Annotated in this window: 14 protein-coding genes; 11 read left to right on the forward strand and 3 right to left on the reverse strand. The window is 75.2% G+C overall.

Annotated features, from left to right (window positions below; translation table 11 throughout):
- Positions 1–43 precede the first annotated feature (43 nt).
- The 4 genes from CLT72_RS03855 to CLT72_RS03870 all read left to right on the forward strand — a co-directional run bounded on the left by CLT72_RS03855 (position 44) and on the right by CLT72_RS03870 (position 5,896).
- Entirely contained in the window at positions 44–1,855 is a 1,812-nt protein-coding gene (locus tag CLT72_RS03855; protein ID WP_101409543.1) for an ABC transporter ATP-binding protein, read from the forward strand.
- A 98-nt stretch (positions 1,856–1,953) separates the two neighbouring features.
- Positions 1,954–4,245 (forward strand): accessory Sec system translocase SecA2, encoded by a 2,292-nt coding sequence (gene secA2 / locus CLT72_RS03860; protein ID WP_101409544.1) that lies wholly within the window; start codon positions 1,954–1,956, stop codon positions 4,243–4,245.
- A gap of 185 nt (positions 4,246–4,430) precedes the next feature.
- Entirely contained in the window at positions 4,431–5,171 is a 741-nt protein-coding gene (locus CLT72_RS03865) for a GAF and ANTAR domain-containing protein (RefSeq protein WP_101409545.1), read from the forward strand.
- A 221-nt stretch (positions 5,172–5,392) separates the two neighbouring features.
- Positions 5,393–5,896 (forward strand): DUF2231 domain-containing protein, encoded by a 504-nt coding sequence (locus tag CLT72_RS03870; protein ID WP_101409546.1) that lies wholly within the window; start codon positions 5,393–5,395, stop codon positions 5,894–5,896.
- A 3-nt stretch (positions 5,897–5,899) separates the two neighbouring features.
- Here CLT72_RS03870 and CLT72_RS03875 read toward each other — a convergent pair whose 3' ends face one another.
- Entirely contained in the window at positions 5,900–6,856 is a 957-nt protein-coding gene (locus CLT72_RS03875) for a DUF3500 domain-containing protein (RefSeq protein WP_199184465.1), read from the reverse strand.
- An 88-nt stretch (positions 6,857–6,944) separates the two neighbouring features.
- Positions 6,945–7,298 carry an ankyrin repeat domain-containing protein gene (locus tag CLT72_RS03880; protein WP_284039176.1) on the reverse strand — a complete coding sequence of 118 codons (354 nt, stop codon included), beginning with the start codon at positions 7,296–7,298 and terminating at the stop codon, positions 6,945–6,947.
- 427 nt (positions 7,299–7,725) lie between these two features.
- Between CLT72_RS03880 and CLT72_RS03885 the strand changes: the two genes are divergently transcribed.
- From CLT72_RS03885 to CLT72_RS03910, 5 genes are all read left to right on the forward strand, one after another.
- Positions 7,726–8,328, forward strand: a complete 603-nt coding sequence (locus CLT72_RS03885) for a winged helix-turn-helix domain-containing protein (RefSeq protein WP_101409549.1) — start codon at positions 7,726–7,728, stop codon at positions 8,326–8,328.
- A gap of 64 nt (positions 8,329–8,392) precedes the next feature.
- On the forward strand, positions 8,393–9,031 hold the full coding sequence (locus tag CLT72_RS03890; RefSeq protein ID WP_101409550.1) for a nucleoside/nucleotide kinase family protein: 639 nt from the start codon (positions 8,393–8,395) through the stop codon (positions 9,029–9,031).
- Positions 9,032–9,191: 160 nt separating this feature from the next.
- The gene (locus CLT72_RS03895) at positions 9,192–9,590 is read left to right on the forward strand and encodes a TraR/DksA family transcriptional regulator (protein ID WP_089000644.1); all 399 of its coding nucleotides are present in this window, start codon (positions 9,192–9,194) and stop codon (positions 9,588–9,590) included.
- A 48-nt stretch (positions 9,591–9,638) separates the two neighbouring features.
- The gene (locus tag CLT72_RS03900) at positions 9,639–10,511 is read left to right on the forward strand and encodes a DUF72 domain-containing protein (RefSeq protein ID WP_101409551.1); all 873 of its coding nucleotides are present in this window, start codon (positions 9,639–9,641) and stop codon (positions 10,509–10,511) included.
- 320 nt (positions 10,512–10,831) lie between these two features.
- Positions 10,832–11,260 carry a DUF2267 domain-containing protein gene (locus tag CLT72_RS03910; protein WP_101409553.1) on the forward strand — a complete coding sequence of 143 codons (429 nt, stop codon included), beginning with the start codon at positions 10,832–10,834 and terminating at the stop codon, positions 11,258–11,260.
- 136 nt (positions 11,261–11,396) lie between these two features.
- Here the strand turns inward: CLT72_RS03910 and CLT72_RS03915 are convergent, their stop codons facing one another.
- Positions 11,397–12,170, reverse strand: coding sequence for a PIG-L deacetylase family protein (locus CLT72_RS03915; RefSeq protein ID WP_250100168.1), 774 nt, complete (start codon positions 12,168–12,170; stop codon positions 11,397–11,399).
- A 251-nt stretch (positions 12,171–12,421) separates the two neighbouring features.
- Between CLT72_RS03915 and CLT72_RS03920 the strand changes: the two genes are divergently transcribed.
- Positions 12,422–12,724 (forward strand): hypothetical protein, encoded by a 303-nt coding sequence (locus CLT72_RS03920; protein ID WP_089000640.1) that lies wholly within the window; start codon positions 12,422–12,424, stop codon positions 12,722–12,724.
- A 9-nt stretch (positions 12,725–12,733) separates the two neighbouring features.
- Entirely contained in the window at positions 12,734–13,999 is a 1,266-nt protein-coding gene (locus CLT72_RS03925) for a cupin domain-containing protein (protein ID WP_101409554.1), read from the forward strand.
- Positions 14,000–14,024 lie beyond the last annotated feature (25 nt).

Consider the following 14,024-nt stretch of genomic DNA (forward strand, 5'->3'; position numbering starts at 1 on the left):
CGTACGGTCCGGGCGGGTGGCGCGGGCGGATACCGTTCCAGCCATGACCGCCGACGCCGCCGTCCTGACCGCCGACGACTCCGTCCCGGCCGCCCCCGGTCCCGGCGGGGGCGGGGCCGACCGGCGGGTCGGTCTCGCCGCCCTCCTGCCCTACCTGCGCGCCCACCGCGGCACCCTGGCCGTGGTGGGCGCGCTGTCGCTGGCCGGCGCGGCCGCGTCGCTGGCCCAGCCGCTGCTCACCCGCTCGGTGCTCGACGGGCTCTCCGCCAGCCGGCCCGTCGCCGGGCTGGTCGCGGCGCTGGTCGCCCTCGTGCTGGTGGGCGCGGCGCTCGGCGGCGTGCGGGACTACCTGCTGCAACGCACCGCCGAGGGGGTCGTGCTCGGCACCCGGCGGCGGCTGGCGGGGCACCTGCTGCGACTGCCGATCGCCGAGTACGACCGCCGCCGCACGGGCGACCTGCTCTCCCGGGTCGGCTCGGACACCACCCTGCTGCGCGCCGTGGTCACCTCCGGGCTGTTCGAGGTGGTCACCGGCGCCGTGATGGTGCTCGGCGCGGCCGGCGCGATGGTCCTGCTCGACCCGGTGCTGTTCGGGGTGACCCTGCTCGGGGTGGCCGCCGGCATCGCCATCGCCGTCGCCTTCGCCCACCGGGTGCGCGGGCTGGCCCGGGCCGCCCAGGAACGCATCGGCGAGATGACCTCGGCGGTGGAGCGGGCCATCTCCGCCGCCCGCACGATCCGCGCGGCCCGGGCCGAGCGGCGCGAGGCCGACGCGATCGGCGTGAGCGCCGCCCAGGCGTACGCGGCGGGGCTGCGGGTGGCCCGCGTGCAGGCGTTCGTCGGCCCGGCCAGCGGCGTCACCATCCAGGGGGCGTTCCTGCTGGTCCTCGGGGTGGGCGGGGCGCGGGTGGCAGCGGGCGCCATCACCGTCGGCGACCTCGTCGCCTTCATCATGTTCCTGTTCTTCCTGGTCCTCCCGCTCGGGCAGGCGGTGCACGCCTACACCCAGTTGCAGACCGGCCTCGGCGCGCTCCAGCGGATCGAGGAGGTGCTCGCCGTGCCCGTGGAGGGGGCGGCCGACCGGCCGGCGCGCGCTCCGGCCACGGCGGCGCCCGGCGGGGCCCCGGCGTCCGTCGAGTTCGACCGGGTGGGCTTCGGTTACCCCGGCGGCCCGCCGGTGCTGCGCGAGGTGAGCTTCACCGTGCCGGCCGGCACCCGCACCGCCCTCGTCGGCCCGTCGGGTGCCGGGAAGTCGACGCTGCTGGCGCTGGTCGAGCGCTTCTACGAGGTCACCGAGGGCGCGCTGCGCCTCGACGGCGTCGACGTGCGGGACCTGCCCCGCGACGCGCTGCGCGCCCGGATCGGCTACGTCGAGCAGTCCGCGCCCGTGCTGGCCGGCACGCTGCGGGAGAACCTCCTGATCAGCGCGCCGGAGGCCACCGGGGAGCGGCTGCGCGCGGTGCTCGACGAGGTCAACCTCGGCCACGTCGCCGAGCGCGCCCCCGAGGGGCTGGACGTGCAGGTGGGCGAGGGCGGGGTGCTGCTCTCGGGCGGCGAGCGGCAGCGGCTGGCGATCGCCCGCGCCCTGCTGGCCGGGCCGCCGGTGCTGCTGCTCGACGAGCCGACCAGCAACCTCGACGCCCGCAACGAGGCCGCGCTGCGCCGGGCCATCGATGCGGTGGCCGCCCGGCGCACCCTGCTGATCGTGGCGCACCGCCTCTCCACCGTCGTCGACGCCGACCAGATCGTGGTGCTCGACGGCGGTCGGGTGGCGGCCACCGGCACGCACGACGAGCTGACCGGGACCAGCCCGCTCTACCGTGAGCTGGCCACCCACCAGCTCCTCGTGAGCTGAGCCGTCCACCGCCCGCGATCCGCCCGCCGACGACACCCGCGCGGCGGCGCGCCGGGCGGGCCGCCAACACCGGCTCCGGTCGCGTACCGTTGCCGCTCATGGGTGTGTCGCAACGCTTGAAGACCAGGTTCCGCCGGTTCCTCCAGCGCCCGGGGACGACAGTCGACCTGGGGCCGTTGGAGAAGCTGCTGCCGGCCGTCGAGGCGCGCGAGGACGAGCTGTCGGCGCTCGACGACGCCGAGCTGACCGAGGCCGCCGGCAAGGCCACGGGCTACGAGGAGATCTGCGCGATCGGCCGCGAGGCCGCCCGCCGGGGCCTCGACCAGCGGCCGTACGACGTGCAGCTGCTGGGCGCGATGGCGCTGCTCTCCGGCAAGGTCGCCGAGATGGCCACCGGTGAGGGCAAGACGCTCACCGCGACCATCGCCGCGTACGGGCACGTCCGGCTGGGCAACGGCCCGGTGCACGTGCTCACCGTCAACGACTACCTGGCCCGGCGTGACGCCCTCTGGATGGAGCCGGTCTACACCCTGCTCGGCCTGACGGTCGGCTGGGTCAACGAGGCCTCCACCCCGCAGGAGCGGCGCGACGCGTACGCCTGCGACGTCACGTACGTCTCGGTCAGCGAGGCCGGTTTCGACTACCTGCGCGACCAGCTCGTCACCGACGTGGAGGACCGGGTGCAGCCGCCGCTGCGCACCGCGATCGTCGACGAGGCCGACTCGATCCTCATCGACGAGGCCCGGGTGCCGATGGTCCTCGCCGGCTCGGTCGCCGGCGAGCAGGACCCGGTGCACGCCGCCGCCGCCCAGGTGCGCGGCCTGCGCAAGGGCAAGCACTACACGGTGGCCGAGGACGGCCGCAGCGTCGCCTTCACCGCCGCCGGCCTGGCCGCCGTCGAGGCCAAGCTCGGCATCGACCTGTACGACGAGGAGCACGTCGCGCAGCTCTCGGCCGTGAACGTGGCGCTGCACGCGCACGCCCTGCTGCACCGCGACGTCGACTACATCGTCCGCGACGGCTCCGTCGAGCTGATCGACGAGATGCGCGGCCGGGTCGCCCAGCGTCGCCGCTGGCCGGACGGGCTACAGGCGGCCGTGGAGGCCAAGGAGGGCCTCGACGCCACCGCCGAGGGCGAGGTGCTCGGCACCATCGCCGTGCAGGCGTACATCGCGCTCTACCCGAAGGTGTGCGGCATGACGGCGACGGCGGTGCTGGTCGGCGACCAGCTCCGCGAGTTCTTCGGCCTCGAGGTGGCGGTTATCCCGCCGAACACCCCGTGCGTGCGCGAGGACGAGTCGGACCGCATCTACGCCACCCGGGCGGAGAAGGACGAGGCGCTGGTCGACGAGATCAAGCGCAACCACGAACGGGGGCGGCCGGTGCTCGTCGGCACCCTGGACGTGAAGGAGTCCGAGGGGCTGGCCGCCGGCCTGAACGCCGCCGGGGTGCCGTGCGTGGTGCTCAACGCGAAGAACGACGACGAGGAGGCGGCGATCATCGCCGAGGCCGGCGCGTACGGCGCGGTGACCGTCTCCACCCAGATGGCCGGCCGGGGCGTCGACATCCGGCTCGGCGGCAGCGACCAGGCCGACCGGGACCGGGTCGCCGAGCTGGGCGGCCTCTACGTTATCGGCAGCGGCCGGCACGACAGCCGGCGCGTCGACGACCAGCTGCGCGGCCGGGCCGGGCGGCAGGGCGACCCGGGCGGCTCGGTCTTCTTCGTCAGCCTGGAGGACGACCTGGTCGTCCGGCACGCCGGCGACGCCGTGCCCGCCTCGCCCCGGATGAACGCCGACGGCCTGGTCACCGACGACCAGGTCGAGTACGCCGTCGAGCACGCCCAGCGGGTCGCCGAGGGCGTCAACCACGAGATCCACCGCAACACCTGGCGCTACAGCGTCGTGATCGAGCAGCAGCGCAAGGCGCTCGCGGAACGCCGGGAACGCCTGCTGACCAGCGACGTGGCGGCGCTGATGCTGCTGGACCGGGTGCCCGAGAAGGCCGGCGAGATGGACGAGGACCTGCTCGCCCGCGCCGCCCGCTCGATCGCCCTCTACCACCTCGACCGGCTCTGGGCGGAGCACCTCGCGGAGCTCTCCGAGGTACGCGAGGGCGTGCACCTGCGTGCCCTGGGCCGGCTCGACCCGCTGGACGAGTTCCACCGGGCGGCCGTGCCGGCGTTCAACAACCTCATCCCGGAGATCGAGCGGCGCACCATCGAGACCTTCGAGGAGACGGAGTTCGGCGACGACTGGGAGCCGGACGAGGCGAAGCTGGTGCGGCCGTCCGCGACCTGGACGTACCTGGTGCACGACAACCCGTTCGGCTCGGAGCTGGACCGGTTGATCGCCTCGGTGGGGCGGCGACTGAGCTCCGCGTCGCGCTGACGCGTGGGGCCCCTTCCCGCGCCTCCGGGCGCCGGGAAGGGGCCCCCTTTGCGCCGTTTCGACCCCGGTTTGCGAGGGTAGTAGGCCGGGTCCGAGGAGTCAGGAGAGACCACGACGATGGAACAGGTGACGGCGCCGGTCGGGCGTGCGGCAGCACGCGCCGGGACGGTGGGGGCGGCGCGGCGGTGAACCTGGAGACGCGGGACCTGGCGGTGGAGCGGCTCGGTGTCCTGGAGACCGCTGCCCTGCTGCGCGAGCTGACGGCCGGGCTGATCGCCGTCGACGACTTCGACGAGGCGCTGGACGCGCTGGTGCGTACGGCCCGCGACGCCGTGGCCGGCGTGAGCTGGTGCGGCTTCACGGCGCTGCGCGCCGGCGAACCGGCCGGGGTGGCGGCCTCCGACGCGCGCCTGGCGGGCCTGGACGACCTGCGGCACGGCCCGGACTCGCCGGCGATGGACGCCATCCGGCGGCGGGAGCTGGTCCTCTCCGACCGGTTGGACCGCGAGGAGCGCTGGCCGGCCTGGACGCCACGGGCCCGGGAGTTGGGCGTGCAGTCGGTGATCTCCGCCCCGGTCGACGTCGACGAGCAGGTCATCGGGTCGATCAACCTCTACGCCAATGCCGCCGACCTGCTCACCCCCGGGCACCAGCTCACCGCGATGCTGCTCGCCGAACACGCCGGGCTGCTCCTGGCGGCCGTCCGCGACCGGGCGCGCCGGGCCGCCCAGGCGGGTGAGCTGGACGCCTCGCTGCTCGGCGACGGGGTGATCGGGCAGGCCATCGGCGTGATCATGACGCAGCGCGGCTGCCCGGCCCAGGAGGCGCTCGACGTGCTGCGCAGCGCGGCGTCCTCGCTGGACATCCCGCTGCGGGACGTCGCCGACCGGCTCGTCGCCACCGTGTCGCGCCCCCGGGACAACTGAGCCCCGCCCGCCGGCGCTCCGGCCGCCACGCGACACCTCCTCGACGCGGGGCGCCAGTCGGCTGCCCACGTATCGCTGGCGCCCCGGGGGCAGCCGTCGCCGGGGCAGGGACCCAGGTGACCGGTGGGATGAGCGGGGCCGGTGGGCCGCGTGTCGTTTCGGCGTACCGGCGCCCGGGTAGCACCCTGGACTGGTGACGCGTGCCGACCTGGGGAGGAACCATGCAGAGCCGGCTGCGGGTGCAGGGACACCCGATCCAACCGATGCTGGTGACGTTCCCGTTCGGGCTCTTCGTGAGCGCGACCGTGTTCGACCTGACCGACGTGCTCGGCGGGCCGGCATTCCTCGGTGAGGTGGGCTACTGGACGTCCGTGGCGGCCCTGGTCGCCGCCGCGCTGGCCGCCGTGGCCGGCATGATCGACCTGTGGGACGTGCCGGTCGACCGCACCCGGCGTACGGCGATCACCTTCAACCTCGTGAACGTGGCGATGGCCGCGCTGTTCCTTCTCGCCTGCCTCGTCCGCGCGGACGCGCCGCAGCGGGGCGCCTCCGTCGTGCTGCTGCTCACCGAGCTGGTGGCCCTGGGCGTCGGCGCGGTCGGCGTCTGGCTGGGCGCCCGCCTGGTGCGCCGCTTCGACGCCGGCCGCCGGTCCGAGGCCACCACCTTCGACGCGCTGAGCGGCGCCGCCGACGCCACCGTGGACCTGGCCCACCACCGCCCCTGACCGTCACGGGGCGGGATGGGCCTCGGCGTGGTGGGTGGCGAGGACGTCGGTGCCGAAGTCGCTGGCCGGGCGGCGCAGGACCGTGTGGGCGTGGTTGCCGTCGTCGGTCGTGTTGTCGTACTCGATGAGCAGGTCGTCGCCCTGCACCCGGTAGTAGTGGCGCCGGCCGGGCACGGTGGGGCCGGCCCAGGCGAAGTGCAGCCGCCCCGGATCCAGCCGGCGCGCCTCCCGGACCGCCAGCTCCGGCGGGAGCCGGTCCAGGTAGAGCGCCACGAGCTGGTCCAGCAGGGCCCGGCCGGTGGGCCCGAGCCGGTCGGCGGGCACCCCGAGCGGCTCCAGCGGGCCGTCGACGCGGGGGCGGGTGGCGCTGATGATGTCCCCGGGCGCCTCGTCGGCGACGATCGCCGCCGCCCGGCCGGCCGGGCCCATCGCGTCGAGCAGGGCGCGGGCCAGGTCCTCCTCCACGCCCAGCGGGCGGGAGACGGGGCGGCCGGCGTACCGGACCGTGGCCGGGTTGGCGCCGAGGAAGATCGGCGCGGGGGAGACCTGGTCGGCCACCACGGTCATGTTCACCGAGAGGTGGTGCCCCTCCAGGCGCCACGCCCAGGCGTCGTCGCGGGCCGGGTCGCCGAAGACGGCCACCCAGTAGTCGCCGCTGTGCCGGCCCCGGCGCCATCCCTCCGCCCGGTCGAGCACCTCCTCCAGCGCGACGATCGCCATCGCCTGGGCGTACGCCGGTGGGCTCAGCGCGGTGGCCAGCAGCCGGTGCGCGGCCTTGCGCCCGGCGCGGTCCAGGTCGGCCAGGCAGACCCCGGGCCGGGGTCGTGGCCGGTACTCGATCCAGCGGCGGGCCGCCTCGTCGTCGAACCGGTGGGTGGCCCGGTCGCGGGCGGGTTCGTCCAGCGCGGCCAGCAGCGCCGTGGCGGCGGTGCGCATCTGTTCGGGCAGCGGATCCTCCACCGACCCTGTATACCGGTCGCGCGCCGGACCCGCCGGGCGTCGCGGCCGTTTCCGCCCCGGCGCCGGGCGTCGCGGGCGGCCCGTGCCGTCAGCCGGTCGGCGCCGTCAGCAGCGTGAGCATGTCGGGCAGGTCGAAGAAGCGGGCCGTCTCCACCGCCGACGGGTTGCCGTGGTGCGGGTCGGCCCCGGCGGCGAGCAGTGCCCGGACGGCCCCGGTGCTGCTGCGGAAGGTGGCGGCGGCCAGCGCCGTCTGGCCCCGGTCGTTGGTCCGCGAGTGGTCGGCGCCGCGGGCGAGCAGCGCGGCGACGGTCTCGGGGTGGGCGTGGTACGCCGCCAGGATCAGCAGGGTGTCGCCCTTGTCGTTGGTCATGTCGACCGGCAGCCCGGCGTCGACGTAGTCGGCCAGTTCGGCGGTGACGCCGTCGCGCGCCAGGTCGAACATCCGGTGCGCGAACGCCAGCGTCTCGGCGTCGAGTTCCTCACTCACCGGTCCAGGTTAGTCGGACACCGGCCCGGCGCGTCGCTCGGCCGGGGTGCTGGGGGAGGGGCGCGGCGACGGATGGCCAGCTACCGGCTCACCGACGGCCGGCGGTGCCTCGCCGCGCCGACGTGACGCGCACCCGCCCGCCCCGGCGCCACCCGCGTCGAGCACCATGAACCGGGCGGGCACCCCCCTATCGGGTCAACCCGGCGGCTCTGCTGTAATCATCAGGCTTCGTACGCAGAGCGAGCATCCGGCTCCGATGCGTTCGTCAATTGTCACATTCATGCAACGCAGCCGCCCCTTGACCCTCGCCCGGGCGCCGGGAAGCATCGATGGAGCGGCGTCCCGGGCCGTGGGGAGATACCCGGACCAGCCAAGGAGGACCATGTCGGTCAGCCCCGCCTCGTCGCGCGCCGGATGGCATACGTCCCAGCCTGCTGTTCCCGGTCGCCCCCCGGGCGGCCAGCGTCGCCCCGCCAACACCGCCGCCCCGATGCTCACGGTGACCCTGAACATTCCGCTGGCGTCCGAGGAGTCGCTGACCCCGCCGGCCCGGCGGCTGCTGGAGGCCGCCCGGGAGATGCTGGAACGCGGCGAGGGCACCATCATCACGGCCACCGTCGAACGCCGCCCCGACCCGGTGCCCGCCGGCCGCGCGCCGTCGCGCGCCGTCGCCGCCACGATCCCCACCCTGCACATCCTCGCCTCGTCGCGGTCGGTGCTGCGCGACGGCGAGCCGTTGCCGTTGACCCGGCTGGAGTTCGACCTGCTGCTGCACCTCGTCGCCCACCCCCGCCGGGTGTTCACCCGGTTGCAGCTGCTCAACGCGGTCTGGGGCTACGAGCACGCCGGCGTGCGCACCGTCGACGTGCACGTCCGCCGGCTGCGCGGCAAGGTCGGTGTCGACGTCCCGCTGGTCACGACCGTCTACGGCGTCGGCTACCGCCTCGCCGACGACGCCCGCGTGACCATCGACCGCAACGGCTGACCGCCGCCCCGCCGCGCGACCGTCTCCCACCCTGCCCGCCCGTCCGGCGGGGCACCATGGTCGGATGCGCATCCGCCCCATCACCCCGCAGCGGCTCGTCACCGAGCTGACCGAGCGCCTCGCCGGCACCGACGTCCCCGGCCGGCTGCGGGTGGCCGTGGACGGCGCCCCGGCGGCCCGCCCGGACGACCTCGCCGCCGCGTTGGTCGACCCGCTGCGCGCGCTCGGCCGGCCGGCGCTGCACGTGCGCGCCGCCGACTTCCTCCGCCCCGCCTCGGTGCGGCTGGAGTACGGCCGTACCAACCCCGACGCGTTCTACGAGGGGTGGGTCGACGAGCAGGGGCTGCGCCGGGAGGTGCTCGACCCGGCCGGGCCCGAGGGCTCGGGGAGGGTGCTGCCCGCGCTGTGGGACGCCGCCGCCGACCGGTCGAGCCGCGCCGCGTACGTCGAGCTGCCGCCCGGGGGCGTCGTGCTGGTCAGCGGGGCGCTGCTGCTCGGCGGCGGCCTGCCCTTCGACGTCACGGTCCACCTGGTGCTCTCCCCGGCGGCCCTGGCCCGGCGCACCGACCCCGCGCAGCGGTGGACGCTGCCCGCCTTCGCCCGGTACGCCGACGAGGTCGCCCCGGCCACGTTCGCCGACGTGGTGGTCCGCGCCGACGATCCACGGCACCCGGCGCTGGTGGAGTCCCCGGTGTCGCCCTGACGCCGTGCCCCACCGAAAAATCGTCGGTTTGACCGTCGGCCCGCCGGGGTATTCGCCCGGCTCACAGAGCGCGGGTGATCCGCCCGCGCGCAGACCACCACGGCGCTGGGCGCACGAACCGGTGCCCCGGCGGAATTTCAGGCCAGAAAGGCAGGCAGCGATGCTCGTCCACGACACGATCGGTACGGGCCGGTCCCAGGCGGAGATCGACCAGATCCGGCGCTCCCTGCAGGCCCGCTACGACGAGCTGTCCGCGGAGTACGAGCAGGCGGTGCTCCAGAGCCAGGTGCTGCGGCTGGTGGAGGTCGGCGACACCGCCGGCGACGACCAGGCCGACAGCGGCACCAAGACGGCCGAGCGGGACACCGCGCAGTCCCTGCTGCGCACCATCCTCGACCGCCGCGCCCAGTACGAGCACGCCCTCACCCGGCTGGAGGAGGGCACCTACGGCTTCTGCGAGGGCTGCACCTCGGCCATCCCGGTCGAGCGGCTGGAGATCTTCCCCTCCGCCACCACCTGCGTGCAGTGCAAGCAGAACCGGGAGCGCCGGGCGGCCTGACACTGCCCACGGCCGACGGTCGGTCCGGAAGCGCGGTGAGATCGAGCCATGGGTGCGATCAAGGTGGGCACCGCCTCCTGGACCGACCGGACCCTGCTGGACTCCGGCTGGTACCCGCAGGCGGCCGACGACCCCGAGAAGCGGCTGGCCTACTACGCCCGGCAGTTCCCGCTGGTCGAGGTGGACGCTACCTACTACTCGCCGCCCGCCGAACGCACGGCGAGACTGTGGGCCGAGCGCACCCCGGCCGGCTTCACCTTCAACGTCAAGGCGTTCAGCCTGCTCACCGGGCACCCCACCCGACCCGGCGCGCTCTACAAGGACCTGCGACCGGAGACGGACAAGAAGAACCTGTACCCGGACGACCTCGCCCCGCAGGCGTACGAGGAGGTCTGGACGCGCTTCCTGGCCGCCCTGGACCCGCTCGTGGCGGCGGGCAAGCTCGGCGCGCTGCTGTTCCAGTTCCCGCCCTGGTTCACCATCAGGCGGGACAACAAGCAGTACCTGCTGGAGGTGGCGAAGCGGTGTGCCCCGCTGCGCCCCGTCTACGAGTTCCGGCACGCCTCCTGGTTCGACGGCGACAACGCCGACGAGACCCTCGCCTTCCTGCGCGAGCACCGGCTCGCGTACGTCTGCGTGGACATGCCGCAGGGGCACCGCTCGTCGGTGCCCCCGGTGCTGGCCGCCACCGCGGACCTGGCGGTGGTGCGCTTCCACGGGCACAGCGACAAGTGGACGAGCCGGGACATCCACGAGAAGTTCGGCTACCGCTACTCCGACCGGGAGCTGCGCGACTGGGCGCCGAAGCTGCGCGAGCTGGCCGACTCCACCGGCGAGACCCACGTGCTCATGAACAACTGCTACCGCGACTTCGCGCAGACCAACGCCGCGACTCTCGCCGGGCTCCTCGACGCGGACTGAGGGGCGGCGGCGCGCACCGGCCGGCGTTTCACCCCGCCCGGGTGAGGGCCGCTCACCCCGTCGCCGCGCAGCATGGACGGTGCGTGCGGTCCACCGTGGCCGCGAGAAGGCGACACCGGGGAGGTGGCTGGAGATGACGGTTCGGGTGGTACCGGGTCGACGGCCCGGCGCCGTGCTGCACGTCGTCGGCGGGTCCGCCGGCACCCGGTGGGCACCGCGTCCCGGCCGGGGCGGCCCGACCCGGCAGCCGCGTGGCCCGGCGGGACCGCCGCGACGCGACGACGACCGACGCTGGGAGACCGACGTACGGGGGTGGACAGATGGCTGAGCAGCTTCATTCCGCGTTCGAGTCCTCGATGGACAAGACCAACCTGATCCTCAAGGACATCGAGCAGGCCTACGGCTGGCCCAAGGAGCAACGCAACCAGTCCTACTGCGCGCTGCGCACCGTGCTGCACCTGCTGCGCGACCGGATGCCGGTGCAGGAGAGCGTGGAGTTCGCCGCGCAGCTGCCGGTGCTGGTGCGCGGCATCTACTTCGACGGTTGGAAGCCGTCGGACGTGCCGATCAAGCTCAACCGGGACGACTTCCTGCTGGAGGTCCGGCAGGGCTTCCCGTACGACGTGGAGGGCGGCCCGGAGCGCGTGGTGCAGGTGGTGCTGGACACCCTGCGCCGGCACGTCACCCAGGGCGAGTGGGACGACGTGAAGGCCACGATGCCCCGGGACCTGGCGAAGATCATTCCCTGACCCGCCGCTCGTCCGCGACGGCCCGCGCCACCCTGCGGTGGGGCGGGCCGCGTGCCGTTCAGGCCGGCGTCGTCAAAGGAGACGCTGGCTGCCGTGTAGCCACCGGCGAGGTGCCGGGCAGGATCATCCGCCGCCCCTACGCGTCGACGTGGAAGACCTCGAAGGCCGCCCCGTGGCGCACGCCCAGCCGGGTGCCGACCGGGCGGCTCAGCCCTTCGAGGAACTCCTCGGCGTCGAAGCTGCCGTCGCCCAGCCCGGTCAGGTACGCGTCGTGCGCCCGCAGCGAGGCCACGCCCCGCTCGAAGGTGTCGGTGACGTCCACCCCGTGCGCGGCCAGGGGCGAGGAGGCGGCCCAGACCTGGCGCACCCCGTTCCACGGCTCGACGCCGTCGCCGAGCTGTTCCGGGAAGACCCACCGGTTGCCGGCGTCGCGGACGGCGTCCAGCGTCGCCCGGCCGGTGGCGATGTGGTCGGCCTGGTTCAGCGCGTACGCGCCGTCCCAGGTGTCGCGGAAGTTGTTGGTGATCACGATCTCGGGGCGGTGCCGGCGGACCGCCCCGGCCAGGGCGCGACGCAGCGGCACACCGTACTCGAGGACACCGTCGGGCAGGCCGAGGAACTCCACGGTCCGTACGCCGACCAGGGCGGCGGACTCGCGCTGCTCGCGCTCCCGCACCTGCCTGGCCCGCGGCGGCGGCATCGCGTCGATGCCGGCCTCGCCGCTGGTGACGAGGCAGTAGACGACCTGCTTGCCCTGCCCCGTCCAGCGGGCCACCGCCGCGGCGGCGCCGAACTCCAGGTCGTCGGGGTGCGCCACGACAGCCAGCGCGCGCCGCCACTGCTCCGTCACCGGTTCCAGCGGGCCCGGCCCGGTCTCGTCGGTCATCGTCACCTCCCGGTCGAGGACCATCCTTTCACCGTCCGCGCCGGCGCGCGGCGCGGCGGCGTCCCGGCGGGGATGCCGGGCGCCGACGGCTCCCCGACGCGCCGGCGCGCCACCGTCGCCGCGCCTTCCGGCGGCCCGGGCCGGGCGCGGCGAACCGCCGGTGTGAACCGGAACGGGCGTCTACGGTGGGTTAGAAAAGATCGCGTGTGGGGTACCACCCGCTGCACGACGGACCCCGGCGTAACGGCGGGGCGGCACATCCCTAGGGAGCACCGATGGCACTCAACGACGACGACATGCAGACCACCAGCGGCGGCGGCCTCGAGGGCCCGGCGGACGGTGGCGCGACCCCGGGCCAGCAGGACGGTGGCGCCGACGGTGGCGCGGAGGGCCCCGCCGACGGCGGTGCGACCCCGGGCCAGCAGGACGGTGGCGCCGACGGTGGCGCGGAGGGCCCCGCCGACGGTGGCGCGACCCCGGGCCAGCAGGACGGTGGCGCCGACGGTGGCGCGGAGGGCCCCGCCGACGGCGGCGCGACCCCGGGCCAGCACGACGGTGGCGCCGACGGCAGCGCCTGACGGATCGCCATGACCGACCTCGACCCGCCGGGCGGCGACCGCCGCCCGGCGGTTCCGTCCGCGGCCGCCGCCGCGCTCGCCCGCTGCGTGTCGGTCGAGCCGGCGAAGTTCGCCGCCGCCCACTGGGGACGCACGCCGCTGCTCTCGCGCGCCGACGAGCTGCCCAACCGGGCCGGCTTCACCGACCTGCTCAGCCCCGCCGACGCCGACGAGCTGCTCAGCCGCCGCGGCCTGCGTACCCCGTTCCTGCGGATCGCCAAGGACGGCCAGCTCGTGCCGGCGGCCCGCTTCACCGGCGGCGGCGGTGCCGGTGCCGAGATCGGCGACCAGGTGCTCGACGAGCGGGTGCTGGAGCTGTATGCCGGTGGCGCCACCCTCGTCCTACAGGGCCTGCACCGCACCTGGCCGGCCCTGGTCGACTTCGCCCGCGAACTCGGCACCGCCGTCGGGCAGCCGTTGCAGGTCAACGCCTACCTGACCCCCGCCGGCAGCCAGGGCTTCGCCACCCACTACGACACCCACGACGTCTTCGTCCTCCAGGTCGACGGCCGCAAGCACTGGCGGATCCACCCGCCGGTGCTGCCCGACCCGCTGGAGAAACAGCCGTGGGGTGGCCGGGCCGACGAGGTGGCCGCCACCGCCGACGGGCCCGCCGCGCTGGACGTGGTGCTCGCCCCCGGCGACGCGCTCTACCTGCCGCGCGGCTGGCTGCACAGCGCACAGGCACAGGAGTCCAGCTCGCTGCACCTGACCATCGGCGTCCGGGCGCTGACCCGCTACGCCATGGTGGAGGAGTTGCTCGCTCTCGCCGCCGAGGACCAGCGGCTGCGCGGCACACTGCCGTTCGGCACCGACGTCGCCGACCCCGACGCGATCGAACCGGAGCTGACCGAGACGGTGGAGGCGCTGCGGGACTGGCTGCTGCGGGCCGATCCGGCGGCGGTCGCCGCCCGGCTGCGGCAGCGGGCCTGGCCGGCCGCCCGGCCCGCGCCCATCCGGCCCCTGGCCCAGGCCGCCGCGCTCGCGGCGCTGGACGCCGACGCCCGGCTCGCCCTGCGACCCGGCCTGCGGTGGCAGCTCACGCCGCGTGGTGACCGGGTCGCGCTGGTGCTGCCCGACCGCACGATCACCCTGCCCGCGTCGTGCGCGCCGGCCGTGCGCGCCCTGCTCGACGGCACCGTGCGCGTCGGCGACCTGCCGGGTCTCGACGACGACGCCGACCGGCTCACCCTGGCCCGCCGCCTCCTGCGCGAGGCGGTGCTGGTCCCCGCCTGAGCACACGAACCGGGCCGGGCCGTCC

The organism is Micromonospora sp. CNZ309 (assembly GCF_002846525.1).